Here is a 21482-nt window from a genome sequence, read left to right on the forward strand (position 1 = left end):
AGCCTTAGCCAAATGTGCGTCGCTGTCGAGAACTTGACCGCTGCGGACGGCCCCTGCACATCAGCGCCAGACAGAGTTTTACGGGGATCAGGAATGGGCGAGCAGGCGGGCGATATCTATCTAGGTCTGGGGTCGGACGGATCGCGGCAAGCGCTCGCGCTGAGCCGGTCGAACCGCCACGGGCTGATCGCGGGCGCGACCGGGACGGGCAAAACCGTGACCTTGCAGGGCATCGCCGAGAGCTTCTCCAAGGCGGGCGTGCCGGTGTTCGTTGCCGACGTGAAGGGCGATCTGTCTGGCATCGCCATGCCGGGCTCGCCCACCTTCAAACACGCCGACAAGCTGGAAAGCCGCGCCAAGGAACTCGGCATCACCGATTATACCTACACCGACAATCCGGTGATCTTCTGGGACCTCTACGGCGAACAGGGCCACCCGATCCGCACCACGGTGTCGGAAATGGGGCCGTTGCTGCTGTCGCGGTTGCTCGATCTGAACGAGACGCAGGAAGGCGTGCTGCAGATCATCTTCCGCTATGCCGACGAGAACGGTTTGCTGCTGCTCGACTTTAGCGACTTGCAGGCGCTGCTGGCCTGGGCGAACGAGAATTCGGCTGAACTGTCAGGCAAATACGGCAATGTCACCAAGCCCTCGGTTGGCTCGATCCAGCGCCAATTGCTGTCGTTTGAGGCGCAAGGGGCGGACAATTTCTTCGGTGAGCCCGCGCTGGAAATCGACGATTTCCTGAAGGTGGACGAGCAGGGCCGGGGCTACGTCAACGTGCTCGCCGCCGACAAGCTGATGCGCAGCCCCAAGCTCTACGCCACCTTCCTGCTGTGGCTGCTCGCGGAACTGTTCGAGAGTCTGCCCGAAGTCGGCGATCCCGAAAAGCCCAAGTTGGTGTTCTTCTTTGACGAGGCGCACCTGCTGTTCGACGATGCGCCCAAGGCCTTGCAGGACACCATCGAAAACGTCGTGCGGCTGATCCGTTCCAAGGGCGTGGGCGTGTTCTTTGTCACGCAGAACCCGATTGATATTCCTGAGGAAGTGGCCGGCCAGCTCGGCAACCGGGTGCAGCACGCTTTGCGCGCCTTCACCCCGCGTGACCAGCGCGCGATCAAGGCGGCGGCGGAGACGTTCCGGGTCAATCCGAAGCTCGATGTCGAGACCGCGATCACCGAATTGAAGGTGGGCGAAGCGCTGGTCTCGACGCTGGATGAGGACGGCGCGCCCACCATTGTCGAGCGCACGCTGATCAAGCCGCCGCGTTCACGCCTCGGGCCGGTGACGCCCAAGGAGCGCGCGATTATTCAATCGATTAGCCCGCTTGATGGCAAATACGACACCCGCGCCGACCGCGAAAGTGCCGCCGAAGTGCTCGCTGCCAAGGCCGCCGATGCGGCTGCGACGGCGGAGGAAGTCGCTGAAAAGGGACGCGAGGAAGTCGGCAAGCGCGAACGCAAGACGCCGTCTGTGTGGGAGAAGGCGGGCAAGAGCGCGATGACCGCGGCGGGCGGTTCGCTGGCCTCGATCGCGGTGGCGGCGGTGCTGGGCAAGAAGTCCGGCGCCAATCCGCTGCGCACCGGTGCGACCGCTTTCGTCAGGAACCTGATCGGCGGGCTGATGCGCTGACGATCCGCCGAAGTTGACAAACTTGACAGGGTGTCAAGCGCCCTTTTGAGCAATTTCGTGATATAATTCAGATGTTTGACGCCAAAAAGCGAAGTTGACACTTTGCCCTGTCCTGGGGGGGAGGGGCACGTTGCGTGCGGCTTAGGGCCGGGGGACGACAATGTGAAAGAACAGGGCGAAGCATAGCGGCGCGGTGCGGCAGTAGGAAAGCCGCAGCAGGTCTTAGCGCGGACGGTGCTCGGTGCCCTCCCCGGCGGTGATAAAGATCGCGGTTGCGCTCTCTGCCACATCGGCGGTGTGCCACACGCCGGGCGGGTTGATCGCATAGTCCCCCGCCGCCAGGGCCACTTCTGCAAGCTGCCCATCGGGAAATTCCTGCACCAGCACCATCGCCCCCGCCACGCAGATCACGACCTCCGCGCCCGCCGGGTGCATTTCCCACGCGGCCCAGCTTGTCGTGAAGGTATATTGCGAGACCAGCCGTCCTTCCGCCCCGTCAGCGGCAGCACGCGCGCCGTAGGCTTCGTACCATTCCATCCCGGTGAAGGGCGGCAGCACCTCGGCCTTGGCGCCGAGGCCGAGATGGATGAACCGCTCCTCCAGCCGGGGCGCGGTCACGACCCGTCGCCGGTGGCGGCGACCATGCAGAAGGCGTTCAGCTTGTTGCCATCGGGATCGCGGAAGTAGCCGGCATAGAAGCCGTCCTCGCCGCGCGGGCCGGGCGCGCCTTCGTCGCTTCCGCCGTGCGCCATCGCGATACCGTGGATCGCATCGACATCCTCCGGCGTCTTCACTTCGAGCGCGACCATCACGCCGTTGCCCACGGTGGCGGGCTCGCCATCGAACGGCAGAGTCGCCGCAATCCCCGGCGCGCCGCCCCATTCGCCCCAGGCGATGAACGCCTCGGTATCCATCATCCGCCCAACCCCGAAATGCGCGGCCAACGCGTCATAGAACGCCGCCGCGCGCGGCAGATCATTGGTGCCCAAGGTGACGTAGCCGATCATCGTGTTTCCTCCCATGTAATGCGAATCGATGGGGGAACATTACAGGAACATCGGAGGTGCTTCAAGCAGCCTTCCCCCGTCCCGGGCTTGACCCGGGACCCCGCTTTTCTTTCAATCGGTTGCGAGCGGCAGAAGTCAGCTGGGTCCCGGGTCGAGCCCGGGACGGGGGGTTAAAGCGGCGCGGTCTCCCGTTCCACCCATGCCAAGTCCTCGCCCTCCAGCCTCGGCTCAAGCAGCGCGCGCACCTGCGCGTGATACGCATCGACCCACGCGATTTCCTCTGCCGTCAGCAGCTCACGCGCGATCAGCTTGCGATCCAGCGGCACGAAGGTCAGCGTCTCGAACCCGAGATACTTGCCTTCCATGCCCGCAATGGCGCGCTCCTCGACCAGCACCAGATTCTCGATCCGGATGCCGAACGCGCCCGGCTTGTAATAGCCCGGCTCGTTGGAGAGGATCATGCCCGCGAACAGCTCCTGCCCGGTGCCCGCCTGCCCGCCCGAAGGCTTGGCGATGCGCTGCGGGCCTTCGTGCACGGCGAGCACACTACCCACGCCGTGCCCGGTGCCGTGGGCGTAATCGACGCCGCCTTCCCACAGATATTGCCGCGCCAGCACATCAAGCTGGCCGCCGCAGGTGCCTTGCGGGAACACCGCGCGGGCGAGTTGGATATGGCCCTTCAATACCCGCGTGTTGCGGTCGCGCATTTCGGCGGAAGGCTCACCGGGGCCGACCCACACCGTGCGGGTGATGTCGGTGGTGCCGCCGGGATATTGCCCGCCCGAATCGACCAGATAGATCGACGACGGCGGGATCGGGATATTGCTGTCCTCGTCCACCTTGTAATGCGGCAGCGCGGCATGGCCGGCGGCGGCGGAGATGGTGTCGAAGCTCAGATCGCTGAGGCCGGGGTCTTCCTCGCGGAAGGCTTGCAGGCGCGCGGCGGCGGCGAGTTCGTCGACGCCGCCCTTTGGCGCTTCGATTTCCAGCCAGCGCAGGAAGCGCGAAACCGCTGCCCCGTCTCGCGCCTGCGCGTCGCGTTGCCCCGACTGTTCGGCTGGGTTCTTGATCGCCTTGGCGAGGATCGTCGGGTCCTGCTTGAACGCGAACTTGGCGCCGCCCGCGCGCAGGGCCTGCGCGATGCCGACCACCGCGAAATCGGGATCGAGCGCAACGCTCTTGCCCGCATATTCGCTCAAGGCGGCCTCGAACGCGCCCCGGTCGCGGATCGTCACCGCATTGCCGAGGTGGCGGGTCAGTTCCGGCGTCACCTTCTCGGGCGCGATGAACAGTTCGGCGCTGCCATCCTTGCGGGCGATGACATAGGACAGGGCGACGGGGGTGTGCGACACGTCTGCGCCGCGAATGTTGAGCAGCCATGCGACCGAATCGAGCGCCGGGATCACCACGGCATCATGGCCTTCCTTGACCAGCCAATCGGCCACCGCCGCACGCTTGTCCGCCGAGGAGCGCCCGGCGAGCGTCTCGTCATGGACGGTCGCCACAGCCGCAGAGGGCTCCGGACGATCAGCCCACACCGCGTCGATCGGGTTGCTGGCGAGCGGGACAAGTGTGACGCCCTTGGGGTTCACCTGCTTTTCCAGCGCCTCAACCCAGGCCCAGGTGTGGAGCCACGGGTCATAGGCGATGCGCGCGCCATCCTCGCACACTTCGGGCAGCCATCCGGCGAGGCTTTCGGCGGGCACGCTCTTGTAATCGAACAATTGCCCGTCGACCTGCTCGCGCACCTGCACGGTGTAGCGCCCGTCAACGAAGATCGCCGCGTGGTTGAGCGTCACCGCTGCAAACCCCGCCGAGCCGCCGAACCCGGTCAGCCAGCCCAACCGCTGGGCATATTCACCGACATATTCGCTCATGTGCTCATCGCTGATCGGCACAATGAACCCATCCACGCCGCGGCGCTTCAATTCCTCGCGCAACGCGGCCAAGCGGGCTTCATGGGTCTGCATCAGCATTTCGTCGATCCTCGGCTTATCGCGCGGGGTACTTGCCGCGCAGGAATGTATCACTAGAACCGCCAACATAGGCCCAAAACCCGCGTCTTTCCACCCGGATGCACGCTGGCCGCCTGCCATAGGGGACGACCGACCATGACCCGCCCGATCAGCCGCCTTGCTCTTGCCACCGCACTGGCGGCCACCACTTTTGTGCCAGCCGCCGCGAACACCACCACCCGAGAGGAACAGTCCCGCGTGACCACGTCATCCGCCGCTTCCACTGCCGCCACACCCGACATCACACCGCCCGTCGCGGAAAAGCGCCCGCATACCTACACGCATCACGGGATCACCATCGAAGACCCCTATGACTGGCTGTATGACAAGTCGTACCCGGTGGTGGATGACGAGGATGTGCTGAACCATGTCAAGGCCGAGAACGCGTATTTCGAAGCGAAGATGGCGGGCCAGTCGGCACTGACCGAAGCGCTGTTCACCGAGATGCGCGCGCGGATCAAGGAAGACGACAGCACCGTTCCGCAGAAGGATGGCGACTACCTCTACTGGTCGGAATTCGAGGAAGGCGCGCAGTATCGCAAGCATTGGCGCAAGCCCGTGGCGGGCGGCGAGGCCGAATTGCTGATCGACGAGAACTTGCTCGCCGAAGGGCAGGAATATTTCCGCCTCGGCGCGGCCTCGATCAGCCAGAACCAGCGCTATCTCGCCTTTTCGACCGACACCAACGGGTCGGAGCGTTACACCGGGCGGATCAAGGATTTGCAGACCGGCGAATTGCTGCCCGACGTGCTGGAAAATCTGCGCGGCGATATGATGTGGGTCGCGAATGATACGGCGCTGGTCTACGGCCCCTCGACCGAGGAGTGGCGCACGCTGGAAGCCAAGCTGCACGTGATCGGCCAGCCGGCGGACAGCGATGTCACGCTCTATAAGGAAGAAGACCAGAGCTTCGGCGTCGGCACCGGGCTGACCGCGCAGGAAGACTGGCTGGTGATCGCCACCGGCGACAACGAGACGAGCGAAGTGCGCCTCGTCCCCGCCGCCAACCCGACCGCCGAACCCATTCTGGTCAAGGCGCGCAAGAAGGGTGTCGAATACAGCGTTGATGTGCGCGACGGCGAGCTGTGGGTGTGGACCAATGACGAACACATCAACTTCCGCCTCGCCAAGGCGAAGCTGGAGACACCGGGCGATTGGCAGACGGTGATTGCAGGGTCGGACGAGTTCTATCTGACCGGTTTCGACCTGTTCAAGAACTTCTTCGTCACCGAAGGGCGCAAGAACGGCCTCGATCAGATCGAGCTGCGCCAATATGCCGATCCGGCAAAGATCACCCCGATTGCCTTCCCGGAAGCGAGCTACACCGCGGGTCTCTCCAACAACCCCGAATATGACATGACCAAGCTGCGGCTGTCCTACCAGAGCATGGTCACGCCCAGCACGGTCTATGATTACGACGTCAAGACCGCCAAGCTGGAGACGCTCAAGACGCAGGAAATTCCGAGCGGTTATGACGCCTCGCTCTACACCACCGAACGCGTGACCGTGCAGGCGCGGGATGGGACGATAGTGCCGGTCAGCATCGTGATGCGCAAAGACCGCGCGGAAATCCTCGCCAAGGCCTGGATCGAGGGGCCGGGGCCGCTGCACCTCTATGCCTATGGCGCCTATGGCTATGCCATTCCGCCGGGCTTCTCGACCTCGCGCCTCAGCCTTGTGGATCGCGGCTTTGCCTATGCCATCGCGCATATCCGGGGCGGGGACGATCTCGGGCGGCGCTGGTATCTGCAAGGCAAGATGTTCGAGCGGATGAACACCTTCAACGATTTCGTCGATGCGGGCCGGGGCCTGATCGCCAAGGGCTACACCGCCGAGGGCATGGTCACCGCCAGTGGCGGTTCGGCCGGCGGCGAGTTGATGGGCGCGATCATCAATCAGGACCCCAAGCAATACGGCGCGATTGTCGCCCACGTGCCGTTTGTCGATGTGCTCAACACGATGCTCAACGAAAAGCTGCCGCTGACGCCGGGCGAATGGCAGGAGTGGGGCAACCCGATCACCTCCAAGGCGTCCTTCGCCTATATGCTGTCCTATTCGCCCTATGATCAGGTGGTCGCGCAGGATTACCCGCCGATGCTGGTGACGGCGGGGCTCAACGATCCGCGCGTGACCTATTGGGAACCGGCCAAGTGGGTTGCGAAGCTGCGCGAGCTCAAGACCGACGACAACCTGCTGCTGATGAAGACCAACATGGGCGCAGGCCACGGCGGGCAATCGGGCCGCTGGAACTCCCTGAAGGAGACGGCGGAGGAATTCGCCTTCATCCTGTGGCAGATGGGGATGGCGCCCAAGACCGAGGGCGAATGACCGGCCCCAACCGCTTCACCCGCAGCTTCGTGGCCGAGCCTTCGCACATCGACGAACTCGGCCACGTAAACAACACCGTGTGGGTGCAGTGGATTCAGGACATGGCGACCGCGCATTGGGATGCGGTCGCCCGGCCCGAAGATCGCGCCGCGTTCTTCTGGGTCGTGGTGCGGCACGAGATCGATTATCGTGGCAACGTGTCCGAGGGCGACACCGTGACCGCGACGACATGGATCGAAGGCGCGGCGATGGGCGCGAAATCGCTCCGCCGGGTGGAATTTGCCGATAGCGCAGGCAAACGCCTTGTCAGCGCAAGCACCACCTGGGCGATGCTCGACCGCGCTACCGGACGGCTGGCGCGGGTGCGGCCCGAAGTGCTGGCGCCGTTCCAATAATCGCCGCTCATTCCCTCCCCATTCCTACGGAGCGGGGAGGGATGCAAACAGGCTAAGCCGCGCGTCCCCGACCGCGCTCCGGCGGGGCGCTGGTGAACACCGTCAGGCGTTCATAGGCGAGCCGGTTGCGGCCCGAAGCCTTGGCTTCGTACATCAGCGCGTCGGCGCGGGCGTAGAATTCGGCGAAGGCCATTTTGTGGCGGGTCGCTTCGGCCATCACGATCACGCCCATGCTGGCGGTGACCGGCAGGTCGAGCCCGGGCACTTCCTTGGCGATCCGCATGGGGATCGCCTGCCGCAGCGCCTCGGCCCGTTCGAGCGAGCGCGGCCCGCGCAGCAGCACCACGAACTCCTCGCCCCCCAGTCGCACCGCGATCGAATCGCGGTCGCCGGTCGCGCGGATCGCGCTGGCGCAGGCGATCAGCGCGGCATCGCCAACCTGGTGGCCGTGGAGGTCGTTGATCGCCTTGAACCGGTCAAGATCGACCAGCGCAAAGGTATCGAAGCCCTGTGCTACCAGCTCGTCGAAGCGCGCTTCGATGGCGCGGCGGTTCATCAGGCCCGTGAGCGAATCGCGGGTCGAAATCTGCTCAAGCATCTTCGCTTCGGTCAGCGCCGCATCGCGTTCGCGCCGCAGGGCGAGGAATCGGTCGGCAATGGCAAGGCTGATCACCACCACTTCGATCCCGACCGCGACATAGATCATCTGGTCGAGGCTGGAGGGGCCGACGTGCCAGCCGAAGCCGCGCAACAGACGCTCGATCGAGGCGATGATGATCGGCATCCATGCGACGGCAATATAGCGCGCCGAGCGGCTGCCACGCATCACAGCCTCGATCACTGCGGCGCTAATCACCGCGATGCAGGGGATGAAGGTGAGGAAATAGCCGCGGTCGTCGAATGGCTGGGTCGCATCGAACTGGAACGCGAAGAACCCCGGTGCGGCGATGGTGAACCACCCGGTGGCGATCGTCAGGTTGCGCATCACCCGCGACTGCGCGCCGCGTTCGAGGAAAGTCGCAAGGAACAGCATCGAAAGCCCTGCGCCGATGGCGTAGGACAACGGCGAAACCACCGCGAGGAAGGCAAGCGGCAGCGTCACGAAGGCCGAAGCCAACCCTCCCGCCGTCAGCACATAGATCATCATCGCGCTGACCATTGCGGCATGGATCACCACGAAGCGTTCACGCAGCACGAGGAAGAAGCTGATGTCGAACAACAGCGGCAGCACCAGCATCCCGACCACGAAGGCCAGCAGCATCATTTCGATCTGCGACCATTCGGCCTTGCCCGGATCATGGGTGATGCGCGCCTCGGTCAGCAGCGGGACCGAGTGCGGGGCTTCGATCCGGGCCAGCAGCACGGTCGTCTCGGCCGTGATTTCGGGCAGGGGGAGCTGGAACACCGGGCCAGCGGGGAACGGCACGCCATCGGCCTGCGTCAGGCGCTTGACGCGGGCCTGACCATTGGCGTCGATGGCGTGGAAGGTGATCGATGTGAACCGGGCGATGCGAGAGAAGAACTGCTGCGGGAGCTTGCCATCCTGCCAGCTTGCCGCCTCGAACCGCAGCCATACAACCGGCACATCGGACCGCCATGATTGGTTGTTGCAAATCCATTGCCCGCGCGCCTGCATATCGCGCGCGGTGGCCTCTATGCCGGTTACGGCATGGCACGCCGCAGCGAAGGTCGGGACGGTATGATCATTCGCCGCAGCCGGACGCGCGGCCAGCAGCGCGAGGAGCGCCGCAGCCAAGACGTAACGGAACAGGAGGCGCACGAGTGCCATACGGCGGGTGATACTATGGAAGCTGTTACGATGCTGTTAAGCGAGAAACCTCCATTTTGGAGCGAATCTGGCGCGTTCTCATGCGGTTGACCGCTGCCGCTGACGCCCCGCGGTTCGAAAGATTCGGCATCGCGATCTGCGGCCAAAAAATAGTCATAAGCTTGTCATGAAGTCCGCTTAGGGGCGGATCGGGGCGCTGCTTGATGCGCCGTTTGGGCAGGGGTTCGGTTCGAACCGATCGGGAATAATTATGGCACATTCTATCACGAAGTTCTTCAAAGTCGGCGGCTTGATGGCGCTGGGTGCTGCAACCCTGACCGCTTGTGACAGCGGCGACGGTTCGGCCAATCAGTCGGTCCACGCGGTTGGTTCTTCAACGGTTTATCCCTTTGCCAAGCTGGTGGCGGAGAATTTTGCTCGCTCGTTCCCGGACAAGCGCTCGCCCTTGATTGAATCGACCGGGACGGGGAACGGCATCCAGCTGTTCTGTTCCGGGCTCGGCCCCAACACCCCCGACATGGTCAACGCCTCGCGCCGGATGAAGCCGTCGGAATTCGATAGCTGCGCTTCGAACAAGGTCGACGAGATCATCGAACTGCAAGTCGGGCTGGACGGTATCGCATTTGCCTCGGCAAAGGGCGGGATCATGCTCAACCTGTCGCCCAAGACAATCTATGAAGCGCTCGCCGCGCAGCCTTATGGCAGGCCGCAGACCGCAAAGACCTGGAAGGATGTCGATCCGGCGCTGCCGGCTGATCCGATCCTCGTTTACGGCCCGCCCAGCACCTCCGGCACGCGCGATGCGCTGAAGGAACTGGTGATGGAAGTCGGTTGCAAGACCGATCCGGCGATGAAGGCGCTCAAGGACAGCAACGAGGACGAATACCGCAAGATCTGCACCGAAGTGCGCGATGATGGCGGCTATGTCGATCAGGGCGAGCAGGACAACCTCATCGTCCAGAAGATCGTCGGCAATCCGCGCGCTGTGGGCGTGTTCGGCTATTCGTACTTGGAAGAAAACGCCGACCGGGTGCAGGGCCTGCCGATGAACGGGGTCGATCCGACCTACGACAATATCGCCAGCTTCAAATACCCCGGCGCGCGCCCGCTGTTCGTTTACGTCAAGAAAGAGCACATGCGCGCGATCCCGGGGCTTGAGGACTTCATGAAGGAATGGGTCAAGAGCTGGGGCAAGACTGGCCCGCTCGCCAAGGTCGGGATGGTGGCGATGCCGGACGAAGCGATGACGGCCAACGCCGCCAAGGTACAGAACATGATCCTGCTGACCAAGGCCGAACTCGAAGCCAAGTAGCCGCGCCGATTGCCCGGCAGCGTGCGAGCGGGTAACGTGGCGCCATGAGCGCGCGCAAGATCGTCCAATGGCATGATGCCGGCCTGATCGACGCGGACACGCGCGACCGGTTGCTGGCCTATGAGACCGAGCACGCCCGCCCGCTGGTGCTGTGGGCGGTGTTCGGGATCGGTGCGCTCGCGATCGGGTTGGGGCTGGTGTCGGTCATTGCCGCCAACTGGGAAGATATTCCCGGTCTGGTGCGGCTATCCGTTCACTTTGCGCTGATTGCCGGGCTGCTGGCGGCGCTGTTCCTGCGCGAGCAGCGGCTGGCGCAGCGCTCTCCCTGGGCGGTCGAAGCGCTGGTGTTTGTCACGGCAGCGCTGGGCCTTACCTTTTTCGGACATCTCGGGCAGGTCTATCAGACGTCCTCGCCGCTGTGGCAGCCGCTGGCCGTGTGGCTGGCGCTGTTCGCGCCGCTACTGCTGCTGATGGGGCGGAGCTGGCCTGCCGCGCTGGCAGTGCTGGGCGGGACGGTGTGGTGCGCGTGGGAATATGCCACCGACATGACCGGCTATGGCGCGGTGCGCGATCCGGGGCTCGGCTGGCTGATGTGGCTTGCCTTCGTCATCGCTTGCCCGGTTGCCTTCGCGCTGCTCGCCGCAGCTCTGCGTGCGCGCAGTGATCGCCCGGATTTCTGGCGGCGGCTGGAGCAGCTGGCGCTTGCCTATGCCGTGGCCGGAGCGTCGTTCGCCTGCGCTATCGCCAGTGCGAACGCGTTCGGCGAAACCGCGCTGCTCCGCGAATGGGCGAGCATGGCGGTGAGCGGTGCGGTGCTGGTGCTCGCCGGTCTTGGCGTGACGCTGGCGCGGCCGACCGTCTCGGGCCGGATGACGGGCGCGATTATAGCCGGGGCCGGGGGCGTCCTTGTGTTTGCCTATGCCTGCAACGATCTCACCGTCCCCGCCGCGCTGTTGTTCATGGCGCTGTGGGCGGGGATCGCCGCCGCCGCGCTGGCGGCGCAGTGGCGCGGGGTGTTCCAGCTGAGCGTCGGCGTGATCGCGCTCAGGCTCATCATCCTCAGTTTCGAGCTGGCAGGCGATCTGCTGACGAGCGGCTTCGGGCTGATCCTGTCGGGGGTGATGATCCTCGGCGTCGCATGGGTCGCGGTGCGGGTGTCCAAGCGCTTTGCCCCGCGTGAGGAGCCCGGCGCATGAACCGCCTGATCCGCCTTGCCGCTGTCGTTGTCCCCGTGCTCGGCCTCGGCGCGCTGTGGGCGCAGAGTGACCGCACCTACCATCAGGGCACCGAATGGGAGGTGCCGATCCAAGGCTACGACCCGCGCGATTACCTGCGCGGGCACTATGTCGAGTTCAGTTACGATTGGCCGGGGTTCGATGCCAGAGAGCTCGACCAGCAGCCCGAAGCACTGTGTCTTGCCGGGAAGCCGCCGCGCCTTGATGCCGTGGTCGCGGCAGGTGATGTGGCGGCGTGCACCCATCCGATCACCCCCGATAGTAGCGGGGTCTACGGCATCTATGCGCTGATGACCGGCCGCCTCTATCTCGGGCAGGACCGTGCCGCCCAGCTTGAGGAACAACTCCGTAACGGCGACCAGCGCGGGATCGTGACCATCCGCCAGCGCGACGATGGCAGCTTCACGCCCATCGGCATCCGCTTCCGCCCGCTCACCCCCGCCGAAATCGCCGAGCGTGATGCGCAGCGGGCGGAGGAATCGCTTCCCCCGCCCGCCATCATGTCCCGCTAGAGCGGCTTTAGAACTTCGCGGTCACTTCCACCCCGTAGAACTGCGGTTCAGCCGGGATGAACGTCGGAATGCCGAACGCCCCGCCGGTGTTGCCCGCGTCGAGCAGGTAGTCTTCATTGAAGGCGTTGCGGATGAAGCCGGCGATCTCGTACCGCTCATCGGCAAAGCTGAGCCCGGCGCGCGCGTTCACCAGCGTCACCGCTTCCTGCGCGATCAGCGGATTGTTCGGCACTTCGAAGAAGATCCGGCTGCGGTGCGTCACGCTCGGCGTGGCGAAGAAGCGCATCCCGTTGCCGAATTCGTAATCGACCGTGAAGCCGCCCGCGGCCTGAATTTCCGGCTGCAACCGGAACCGCGCGCCCGAGAAGGCGGGCGAGAACGCGCCGTCCTCGTCAATCCCGCCGTCGATATAGCCGACATTGCCGAACACATTGAGCCAATCGGTGACGTCCACTGCCAGCTCGGCTTCGACCCCGAGGTTCGAGGCCTTGCCCGCGCTCTGGGTGACGAAGGCGCCGGTCGGGTTGCCGTTCGCATCAAGCTGCGCGACCGAGACCTGGAAGTCGTTGTAGACCTGATGATAGACCCCGATCGAACCCGACACGCGGCCCGTCGCCAGCTTGATCCCGCCTTCGTAGTTCCAGACGGTTTCCTCGGCGATGGTCTGCACGTTGGGCACCGGACGCCCGCCGCTGCGCGCCGCGCCCACCTGCACCACCGGCGAACGGCGACCCTTGGAGATGGTGGCGAAGACATTCACGTCATCGCTGATGCGGTAGAGCGCGTTGACGCGCGGCAGCCACGCCTGGAACCACTTGTCCGCCGCGAAGGTCTGGCCGCCGGTGTCGATCTGGCCGGGGATCAGCGCCGCGCGGCTGATCTGGCTGTTGGGCACGCGGGCGAAGAATTCCGAGCCGCGATATTCGGTCAGCCAGCGGATGCCCCCGGTGATTTCAAGGCTTTCGAACGGGATCCAGGTCGCGTCCGCAAACAGCGAATAGGCCTCGTTGCGGCCGCGATTCTCGAACACCGAGGTGTAGGGGATCGCAGTCGCCGCCCCGCCAGTCAGGATCGCGGTCACGCCGCTCGCCGGGACCGAGCCGTTGGGCGCGACGCAGGCGATGCCCGGCACCAGCGGCGCACCGAACAGCGAGGAGAGGCACTGAAGGAAGGTGCCTTCCTCGGTGGCGAAGGGCACGTTTTGGCGGCCGTCCTCGATGAAGGCGTTCCAGCCGAAGCTCGAACGCAGCTTGGTTCCGGTATAGGTGAAGCGGCCCTCGTGGCTGACCTGCCAGCCATCGGCGATCTCGGCGAATTCGAGGAAAGGCGCCGCCGAGCCGTCGGCGTCGAACACTTCGGCGCTGTCGAACTTGCGGTAGCCGTTGACGGTGGTGAAGCTCCAGTCGGTATCGAACTGGTGGTCGATGGTGAGGTTGATGTCGTAAACCTCACGGTTGAGGCCGAGCTGGTCATCGCCCAGCGCCGCCGCGCCTGCCGGATTGCCGCCAAGGTTGGCGTCGCGGAAGGCGTTGGCCGAACCGCCCGGCGCACCGGTGAAGGCCGGGAAGCGGCCCGAAATGAACGGCGTTCCGCCATTGCGCTGCTGGTCATAGGTGCCGACGAGGTCAACCGTCAGATCCTCGGTCGGGCGCCAGCGCAGCGAGCCGCGCAGACCGAGCTGGTCCTGCGCGTAGAGTTCCTCCTCCTGATTGGGGGAGAGGTTTTCGACATAGCCATCGCGCGTGCGCCATTCGCCCGCCAAGCGGAAGGCCAGCGTGTCGCTGCCGACGTTCACGAAGCCGCCGAGCAGGGTCTGGTTGAAATTGCCATAACCGCCGCGCACTTCGGCGGAGAAGCCTTCACGCGGGCGGGCGGAGACGATGCTGATCGCGCCCACGGCGCTGGCGGTGCCGAACAGGGTCGCCTGCGGGCCCTTGATCACTTCGACGCGTTCGAGATCGTAGATCGCCTGATAAGAACCGCGCGACCGCGAGATATCGACGCCGTTGTAATAGAGCGTGACGCGCGGGCCTTGCTGGGCCGAGCCGCTATCCGAGGTGATACCGCGGATCACGATGCCGGGATTGTTGGCGCTCTGCTCTTGGATCAGCAGGCCGGGGACGTAGCTTGAAAGCTCATCAAGATCGGTGATGCCGAGATCGCGAATCCGCTCGCCGGTGGTGGCGGTGATGGTGATCGGCACGTCAACCGCGCGCTGTTCGATCTTCTGGGTGGTGACGATAATCTCGTTGCCCGAGGCGGTATCGCTGTCCGCTGGGGCTTCGGCGTCCTGCGCGAAAGCGGTCTGCGGGGCGGCGGCGAGGATGGTGGCGACCGTGACGAGCGAGACGCGCGAGAGGGTGGTGCGGATCATGTTTTGGCTTCCCTGTTGCATGAGAGAGGCCTTGCCCGTGGCACCAATGCGTGACGCAGAGGCGACGGCTGGATGAAGCGCGCGTTACAATTGATTTACAATTTGAAGGCGTTGCCAAAATACATCTTGTTTGGAAACCTAAAGCGGATTGCCGTCCTTATCCCGGTAAATTTCGCGGCGACCGACATGGTTCGCCGGGCCGACGAAGCCGTCTTCCTCCATCCGCTCGATCCACTTGGCCGCCGTGTTGTAGCCGACGCCCATCTGGCGCTGGAGCCACGATCCTGACGCTTTCTGGTTTTCGAACACGATCTGGCAGGCCTGTCGGTACTTGCGTTCTTCCGGGTTGTCCGACGCGGTGAATTCATCATCGAAGCCGAACCCGCCGCCATCCTCGGGTTCTTCGGTGACAGCATCAATATAGGTCGGCGATCCTTGCGCGCGCCAGTGATCGGCTACGGCCTCAACCTCCTCGTCCGACACGAACGGCCCGTGGACGCGCACCATCGCGCCGGTGTTGGGCTTGTAGAGCATGTCGCCCTTGCCCAGCAGCTGTTCGGCGCCCTGTTCGCCAAGGATGGTGCGGCTGTCGATCCGGCTGGTGACCTTGAAGCTGATCCGTGTCGGCAGGTTGGCCTTGATCACGCCGGTGATGACGTCGACCGAGGGGCGTTGGGTCGCCATGATGAGGTGGATGCCCGCCGCGCGGCTCTTCTGGCTGAGGCGCTGGATCAGGACTTCGATTTCCTTGCCGATGGTGACCATCAAGTCAGCCAGCTCGTCGACGATCAGCACAATTTGCGGCAGCGGCTGGTAATCGAGCTGTTCTTCCTCGAACAATTGCTCGCCGGTCTCGGGGTCGAACCCGGTCTGCACCCGGCGTCCGAGCGGTTTGCCCTTGGCGATCGCGGCGCTGACCTTTTCGTTGAACGAGGTGATGTTGCGCGACGAGATCGCGCTCATCATCCGGTAGCGCCGCTCCATTTCCTCAACAGCCCATTTCAGCGCGCGCACCGATTTGGCAGGCTCCGTCACCACCGGTGAGAGCAGGTGGGGGATGTCGTCATAGGTCTTGAGTTCGAGCACCTTGGGATCGATCAGGATCAGGCGCAGTTCCGTCGGCGTGAAGCGGTAGAGCAGGCTCAGCAGGATCACGTTCAATCCGACCGACTTGCCCGATCCGGTGGTGCCCGCGACCAGCAAGTGCGGCATGGCGGCCAGATCGGCGATGATCGGCTCGCCCGCGATATCCTTGCCGAGGATGATCGGCAGGTTGCCCTTGGCATCGGCAAAATCGGCGCAGGCGGCCAGTTCCTTCAGCATCACCACCTGGCGATCCTGATTGGGCAATTCGATGCCCATGACGGTGCGCCCGGGGATCGGCGAGACGCGCGCGGAGATCGCGCTCATATTGCGGGCGATGTCTTCGGCGAGGCCGACCACGCGGCTGGCCTTGATGCCCGGAGCAGGCTCCAGCTCGTACATCGTCACAACCGGGCCGGTGCGCACGGCGGTGATTTCACCCTTCACGTTGAAATCGTCGAGTACGTTTTCGAGCAGGCGGGCGTTGCGTTCCAACGCCAGCTTGTCGAGCTTGGGGCCCTTGTCGACCGGGGGTTCGGCGAGCAGGTCGAGGCTCGGCAGGTTGAACGGCGCGAACATGTCGGTTTGCGCGGTCTTGCCCGCCGCCGCGCGCTTGGGCGGGGCGGAGGGATCGCTGATCTCCGGCGGACGGCGCGGGGGCTGCGGCGTTGGCTCTGCCGCAGCCTCACCCTTGCCCATGCGGCGCGGGCGCGGGGCGATCACATCATCTTCGTCGCCGTCGTCACCGGCAAAGGCAAGTGCCGGGACAGAAGCGCGGCCCGGCAGCGGCAGGCGGCGCATCAGCCCGGACAGCGAGCCGCCGCCCAGAAACTCGGGCAGGCTCATCAGCACCCGCCAGTCGATCGCGAAAATCCGCGTCAACAGCCCCACGCCGACCGCAAGGCTGGTGAGCGCGAGACCGAGGATCACCCAGCCCTCGGCATCCGCGCCGAACCGGGCCGCCACCGCCTGAATAGCACCTGCGCCGAGCAGCCCCGAAAGGCCGCCCGCCTGCGCGGGCAGCGTGCCGCCCTGATCTTCGAACGCAAGGCTCAGCACGGTCGCGATCAGGGTCATGGCGATCAGCAGCAGCGCGGTCGGCATCCACCATGCGGTGGTCTCGGGCGCGTCGCCATTCTCGACATCGCGCCACAGCTTGCGCGCGGACACATAGAGCAAGGGCAGCAGCAGCACGCCGGGCAGGCCGAAGATCAGCAGCACCTTGTCCGCCGCCCAGGCGCCCATAGCGCCCATCCAGTTGGCGACCTCGCCCGGATCAGCTGCGGTCGATCCGCTGGGATCGGTCTGGGTGTAGCTCGCCAGCGCCAGCGCCAGAAACACCGCAGCGCCCAGCAGCAGCCCGGCGCCGGTCATCTGCGCGATTCGGCGCAAGCTGCGGCGCAGACCAGCGCGCCATTCGGCGTCAGTCTGGCGACCGGGTTTGACGGGTGTGACCGCGCGGCTGGCCATGGGGGGTTCTCCTGTGCAGAACACATCATGAATCCTAGGCGGACTCGGGTCAAGGAAAGAGCGATGAACGACATGGCTCGGGTGCTCTCACCCACCCCTCGTTCGCCGCCCCTGTGACGGGGTGGTCAGGATGAAAGCCCGTCGATGGCCGCCCAGCGCGGCCAGCCGAGCGCGCGTGCCTGAGCAGCCGTCATCCCCCCCAGCGCGATCACCGGCAGCCGCGATTGCCGTGCCAGCAGCCGGAACCGCACCGGCCCCAGTACCCCCCCGCCGGGGTGGGAGCGGGTCGGGAACACCGGCGAAAGCAGCGCCGCATCCGCGCCTATCCGCGCCGCCAGCCCCAGCTCGGCGAGGTCATGCGCGGTGGCGAGGTGGATCAGCCCGGCGCGGCGCGGACAGAGCGAGCGTGCTGCACCATAGATCCCATCCGCCCCCCACTCGCGCGCGGTCAGGGCCGAATCGGCGAGGATCGTCACATGCCCCTTGGCCCGCGCGATCCGCCGCAGGACACGGAACCGGGCGTAACGCTCCGGCCCCGCCAGATGGTAATGGCGATAGATCCATCCCGATCCGCGCGGCAGCTTCGCCAAGGCGCGCTCCAGCCCTGCATCATTGCGCGCATCGCTGATCAGCCACAGGGCGGGGAGGGGCTTTGCGCGCGTCACGCACCCGCTATAGAGCGCCCCCATGGAAAATGCAGCGTCCCGCCTCGCCGATGTCCGCGCCAATATTGCCAAGGTGTGCAAACCCGCCCGGCGCGAGCCTGCCGAGGTCACGCTGATTGCGGTCAGCAAGACCCACGATGCGCCCGAAATCCAGCCGCTGATCGACGCGGGCCAGCGGGTGTTCGGGGAGAACCGCGTGCAGGAGGCTCAGGCCAAGTGGCCCGCTTTGCGCGCGGCTCACCCCGATATCGAACTACACCTCATCGGCCAGCTGCAATCGAACAAGGCCGAAGAAGCCGTCGCGCTGTTCGATGCGATCCACTCGCTCGACCGCCCGAGCCTGCTGACCGCGCTTGCCAAGGCGATGGACAAGGCGGGACGGCGGGTGCCGTGCTTCGTGCAGGTCAATATCGGGGACGAGGCGCAGAAGGGCGGCTGTCCGCTAGCCGATCTGCCCGCGTTTCTGGAAGCGGTGCGCGCCGCCGATGTGCCGCTGGCCGGACTGATGTGCATTCCCCCCGCCGACACCGAAGCCGCGCCGTTCTTTGCGCTGCTCGCCAAACTGGCGGCGGATCACGGCCTCACCGGCCTCAGCATGGGAATGAGCGGCGATTACGAGACGGCGGTGATGCTGGGCGCGACGCATATCAGGGTCGGCACCGCGCTGTTCGGGTCGCGCGGGTGAGCGAGGCGCTCGCCCGGCTCGACGCCTTCATTTCCGCGTGGCGTGAACCGCTGTGCGCGGGGTCAGCCGAAGTTCGTATTGAGGCGCGTGCGCTCGACCATCCGCCGGGCCTGCACAATGCCTGCGCCGATGCTCTGGTCACCAGCCTCGGCTATCAACCGATTGGCGGCAACTGGGAACTGCTTGATGCCGAGGCCGAGTTGGACGGTGCACGCTCAGCCCGTGCGGCACTGGTCGAAGCCTTTGCGCGCCACATGGTGTTCTCGCACGAGCCGTGGCTGGGTGAGGCCGATGCGCTGGCGATGGGCGAGGATTTCCTCGCCTGCTTCGACGCCCGCACCCGCCAGATCGTGACCAACCGGATGTATTTCGGCTGGAACCCGATAACCCCAGCAAGCTTAGAATGGGCCTTCGTCGCCTTCGACGACACCGCCATCGCGCTGCTGCTCGCCACTGCCGAGGACTGAACGAAAAAGGGCGCCCCGTTGCCGGAGCGCCCCTTTCGAATGTCGCGACTGAGTTCTGCTTAAAACTCAAACAATGCTTCGATCCCGACGTTGCGGCCGCGCAGCAGCGGGCTGAAGGTGCCTGCTGCCGGACGGTCAGCAAACGGCTGACGCAGGCCGGTGGACAGCGGACCGCCGAACGGAACCTGCGTGTCGCCGCCTTCCTGGACCTGATCGAGCAGGTTGCGCCCATAGACCGAGAACGACAGGCCCTCGATCGGGGTGTTCCAGGTGACGTTGGCTTCCAGCTGGTGGATGTCGTTCAGCCAGCCGAAGTTGTCATCGGTATAGGCCGCCGTGTCGCGGTACTGGTAGTTCACGCGGGTCAGGATGTTGCTGTTGCCCAGTTCCAGCTCATGGATCAGGCCCGCGCCCACCGTCACGGGGGGAACGCGCGGCATGCTCAGCGCCAGATCGCGCCCGTTGATCTGGCCATCGGCCGAGATATCGAACAGGATCTCGGTATATTCGGCGTCGATCACGCCGATATTGGCGGTCAGGATCAGCGCGTCGGTCGCACGCAGCCGCATTTCGGCTTCGATCCCGTTGATCGAGGCGTTGGCGGTATTGAAGATCGACTGGGCCACACCAGCGGTCGGCGACGACTGGTTCACCTCGCGCTGCATATTGTCGATCTTGGTGATGTAGGCGGCCGCGTTGAAGGTGAACACGCCGTCGGCGGTCTGGAACTTGCCGCCCACTTCGTAGGTGTCGACCTTTTCTTCGTCGAAGGCCAGCGTACCGCCCGGTGCCAGCGCGATCTGTTCAAAGGCGTTAGCGTTGGTGATGCGGAAGTTATAGCCGCCCGAACGGAAGCCCCGGCTCCAGTGGCCGTAGATCTGGCTATCGCCAAATTCGTACTGCAAGCCCAGCTTGGGCGAGACATTGCGGAACCGCACGCGATCGGTGAAGCCGTTGTTCTCGTTCGGGATCAGGCTGTTGCGGCCCGAAGTCGGGCAGGTGCCGTCCACCACCGAGCACGCCGTGCGCGGGCGGACATAGGTGACGGCTGCGTCCTTGGTTTCCTGATTCCAGCGGATGCCGGCGATGATCGAAAGGCTGTCGATGATCTCGTATTGCGCATTGGCGAACACGCCGAGCACTTCGTGATCCTGCGCGCCGCCGCCGAAGAACTGCAACGGGCTGGCGAGCGGTAGCTGGCGCCGTTCGGTGTATGCCAGGTTCTGATCGAACCAGAAGCCGCCGAAGGTCAGGTCGAGCCCGCTTTCGGTCGAAATCGCGTAGCGCAGTTCGTTCGAGAATTGCTCCTGCGCGGTTTCGGTGGTCGAGTGGAACAGGAAGCGTGGGGTCGCGTCGATGTCGCCATCGGTGGTGGCGTCATACTTGCGCCAACCGAACACGTTGGTCAGCGTGCCTGCGCCGATATCCATCGTCGCCGTGAGCGAGCCGGTCCAGATCTCGTTGGCGTAAGAGCCGGGGTTGTCGATCGCCAGATCATAGCTGTTACGATCAAAGAAGCCGCGGTTCTGCGCCGAGGGGCCATCGCCATCGCTCTCGAAATAGTCGAGTTTGCCGAGCAGGGTCAGACCGCCGAGACGGGCCTCAAGCGCGCCACGCAGGATCTTGGTTTCGGCCTTGCCGTGGTTGCGCGACAAGGTCGGGATGGTGTCGGCCGCAAGGTTGCGGAAGTAGCCTTCGTCCTTGTTGTAATAGGCGCCGAGCTTGAACAGCAGCACGTCTTCGACGATCGGGCCGCTGATCACGCCGCTGACAGTGTAGTTGGGGCCGCCGCGGCCGTTATCGAGCGCCGGGCCGTCCACCGCCGCGCGGAACTTGCCGCGGAAATCTTCGGTCGGGTTGCCGGTGTTGATCACCACCGCGCCGCCGGTCACATTGCGGCCGAACAAGACGCCCTGCGGGCCGCGCAGCACTTCGACAGAATCGAGGTCGAACAGGTCGAACACGACGCCGCCGTTGATGCCGAGATAGACGCCGTCAACGAACACGCCGACAGTCGGGTCGATCGACGGGATCGACGAGTTGATGCCAAGCCCGCGAACCGAGAAGTTGGCGGTGCCGCGGCTGGTGCCGACCTGGTCAAGGCTGACGCTGGGCGCCTGGAACGACAGGCCCGAGATGTCGCGGATCTTGAAGGCTTCCAGCGTGCCGGCGTTGAACGCGGTCACGGCCAGCGGCACATCCTGCACGTTTTCGGCATCCTTGGTCTTGGTGCCGGTGACGAGAATTTCGTTGATGGTGTCGAGCGCGCTGGTCGATTCTTCCTGCGCGGGCGCTTCAGCGTCCTGTGCCTGCGCCGCGACGGGGGTCAGCGCGGCGGTCGAGAGCAGGAGCGCCAGCTTGCCGAGCCGGAAGGGGCGCGGCGCGGGGGTAGCGATTGTCATTTTGGAACTCTCCCTGAGTTGAGGGCCGCCCCCATAGCAATACGTTTCGGGATTGCAACCTATCGCGCGTAAGGCACGCTAAGGCTTTCAAATGCCGCTATCTTCAAGCTC

The 21482-nt window shown here is 64.9% G+C and carries 16 protein-coding genes; 8 read left to right on the forward strand and 8 right to left on the reverse strand.

The annotated features are described in order from the left end of the window. Positions 1-93 precede the first annotated feature (93 nt). Complete coding sequence (locus GRI59_RS04415) at positions 94-1632, forward strand: helicase HerA-like domain-containing protein (protein WP_160759961.1); 1539 nt, start codon at positions 94-96, stop codon at positions 1630-1632. 222 nt (positions 1633-1854) lie between these two features. Here the strand turns inward: GRI59_RS04415 and GRI59_RS04420 are convergent, their stop codons facing one another. From GRI59_RS04420 to GRI59_RS04430, 3 genes are all read right to left on the reverse strand, one after another. Further along, entirely contained in the window at positions 1855-2250 is a 396-nt protein-coding gene (locus GRI59_RS04420) for a cupin domain-containing protein (protein WP_160759962.1), read from the reverse strand. Then, a complete protein-coding gene (locus tag GRI59_RS04425; protein WP_160759963.1) occupies positions 2247-2639 on the reverse strand; it encodes a VOC family protein in 393 nt (130 codons plus the stop codon). Before GRI59_RS04425 ends, GRI59_RS04420 begins: the two co-directional genes overlap by 4 nt. Before the next feature lie 170 nt (positions 2640-2809). Beyond that, the gene (locus GRI59_RS04430; RefSeq protein WP_160759964.1) at positions 2810-4615 is read right to left on the reverse strand and encodes an aminopeptidase P family protein; all 1806 of its coding nucleotides are present in this window, start codon (positions 4613-4615) and stop codon (positions 2810-2812) included. A 135-nt stretch (positions 4616-4750) separates the two neighbouring features. Here GRI59_RS04430 and GRI59_RS04435 point away from each other — a divergent pair, with 135 nt between their 5' ends. Then, entirely contained in the window at positions 4751-6982 is a 2232-nt protein-coding gene (locus GRI59_RS04435; RefSeq protein WP_160759965.1) for a S9 family peptidase, read from the forward strand. After that, positions 6979-7377: an acyl-CoA thioesterase gene (locus GRI59_RS04440; RefSeq protein ID WP_160759966.1), complete on the forward strand. Its 399-nt coding sequence runs from the start codon at positions 6979-6981 to the stop codon at positions 7375-7377. Before GRI59_RS04435 ends, GRI59_RS04440 begins: the two co-directional genes overlap by 4 nt. 52 nt (positions 7378-7429) lie before the next feature. On the opposite strand, the gene GRI59_RS04445 is transcribed toward GRI59_RS04440, so the two are convergent. Further along, positions 7430-9166: a sensor domain-containing diguanylate cyclase gene (locus tag GRI59_RS04445; RefSeq protein WP_160759967.1), complete on the reverse strand. Its 1737-nt coding sequence runs from the start codon at positions 9164-9166 to the stop codon at positions 7430-7432. 250 nt (positions 9167-9416) lie between these two features. Between GRI59_RS04445 and GRI59_RS04450 the strand changes: the two genes are divergently transcribed. Genes GRI59_RS04450 through GRI59_RS04460 form a run of 3 tightly spaced genes read left to right on the forward strand, consistent with a single transcriptional unit; the run spans position 9417 to position 12225 of the window. Beyond that, on the forward strand, positions 9417-10478 hold the full coding sequence (locus tag GRI59_RS04450; protein WP_183363511.1) for a substrate-binding domain-containing protein: 1062 nt from the start codon (positions 9417-9419) through the stop codon (positions 10476-10478). Positions 10479-10522: 44 nt separating this feature from the next. Further along, positions 10523-11674: a DUF2157 domain-containing protein gene (locus GRI59_RS04455; RefSeq protein WP_160759968.1), complete on the forward strand. Its 1152-nt coding sequence runs from the start codon at positions 10523-10525 to the stop codon at positions 11672-11674. After that, on the forward strand, positions 11671-12225 hold the full coding sequence (locus GRI59_RS04460) for a GDYXXLXY domain-containing protein (RefSeq protein ID WP_160759969.1): 555 nt from the start codon (positions 11671-11673) through the stop codon (positions 12223-12225). The genes GRI59_RS04455 and GRI59_RS04460 overlap by 4 nt, the downstream gene beginning before the upstream one ends. A 7-nt stretch (positions 12226-12232) precedes the next feature. Here the strand turns inward: GRI59_RS04460 and GRI59_RS04465 are convergent, their stop codons facing one another. The 3 genes from GRI59_RS04465 to GRI59_RS04475 all read right to left on the reverse strand — a co-directional run bounded on the left by GRI59_RS04465 (position 12233) and on the right by GRI59_RS04475 (position 17841). Further along, positions 12233-14599 (reverse strand): TonB-dependent receptor, encoded by a 2367-nt coding sequence (locus GRI59_RS04465; protein WP_160759970.1) that lies wholly within the window; start codon positions 14597-14599, stop codon positions 12233-12235. A gap of 138 nt (positions 14600-14737) precedes the next feature. Then, positions 14738-17152: an FtsK/SpoIIIE family DNA translocase gene (locus GRI59_RS04470; RefSeq protein ID WP_160759971.1), complete on the reverse strand. Its 2415-nt coding sequence runs from the start codon at positions 17150-17152 to the stop codon at positions 14738-14740. 125 nt (positions 17153-17277) lie between these two features. Continuing rightward, a complete protein-coding gene (locus GRI59_RS04475; RefSeq protein WP_160759972.1) occupies positions 17278-17841 on the reverse strand; it encodes a thiamine phosphate synthase in 564 nt (187 codons plus the stop codon). Here GRI59_RS04475 and GRI59_RS04480 point away from each other — a divergent pair. Further along, positions 17840-18502, forward strand: a complete 663-nt coding sequence (locus GRI59_RS04480) for a YggS family pyridoxal phosphate-dependent enzyme (protein ID WP_160759973.1) — start codon at positions 17840-17842, stop codon at positions 18500-18502. The genes GRI59_RS04475 and GRI59_RS04480 overlap by 2 nt on opposite strands. Continuing rightward, positions 18499-18969, forward strand: coding sequence for a hypothetical protein (locus GRI59_RS04485; RefSeq protein ID WP_160759974.1), 471 nt, complete (start codon positions 18499-18501; stop codon positions 18967-18969). The genes GRI59_RS04480 and GRI59_RS04485 overlap by 4 nt, the downstream gene beginning before the upstream one ends. A 59-nt stretch (positions 18970-19028) precedes the next feature. Here the strand turns inward: GRI59_RS04485 and GRI59_RS04490 are convergent, their stop codons facing one another. After that, positions 19029-21371, reverse strand: coding sequence for a TonB-dependent receptor (locus GRI59_RS04490; RefSeq protein WP_160759975.1), 2343 nt, complete (start codon positions 21369-21371; stop codon positions 19029-19031). Positions 21372-21482: the final 111 nt, after the last annotated feature.

It is taken from the genome of Erythrobacter ramosus, assembly GCF_009828055.1.
GTDB classification, from domain to species: Bacteria; Pseudomonadota; Alphaproteobacteria; order Sphingomonadales; family Sphingomonadaceae; genus Erythrobacter; species Erythrobacter ramosus.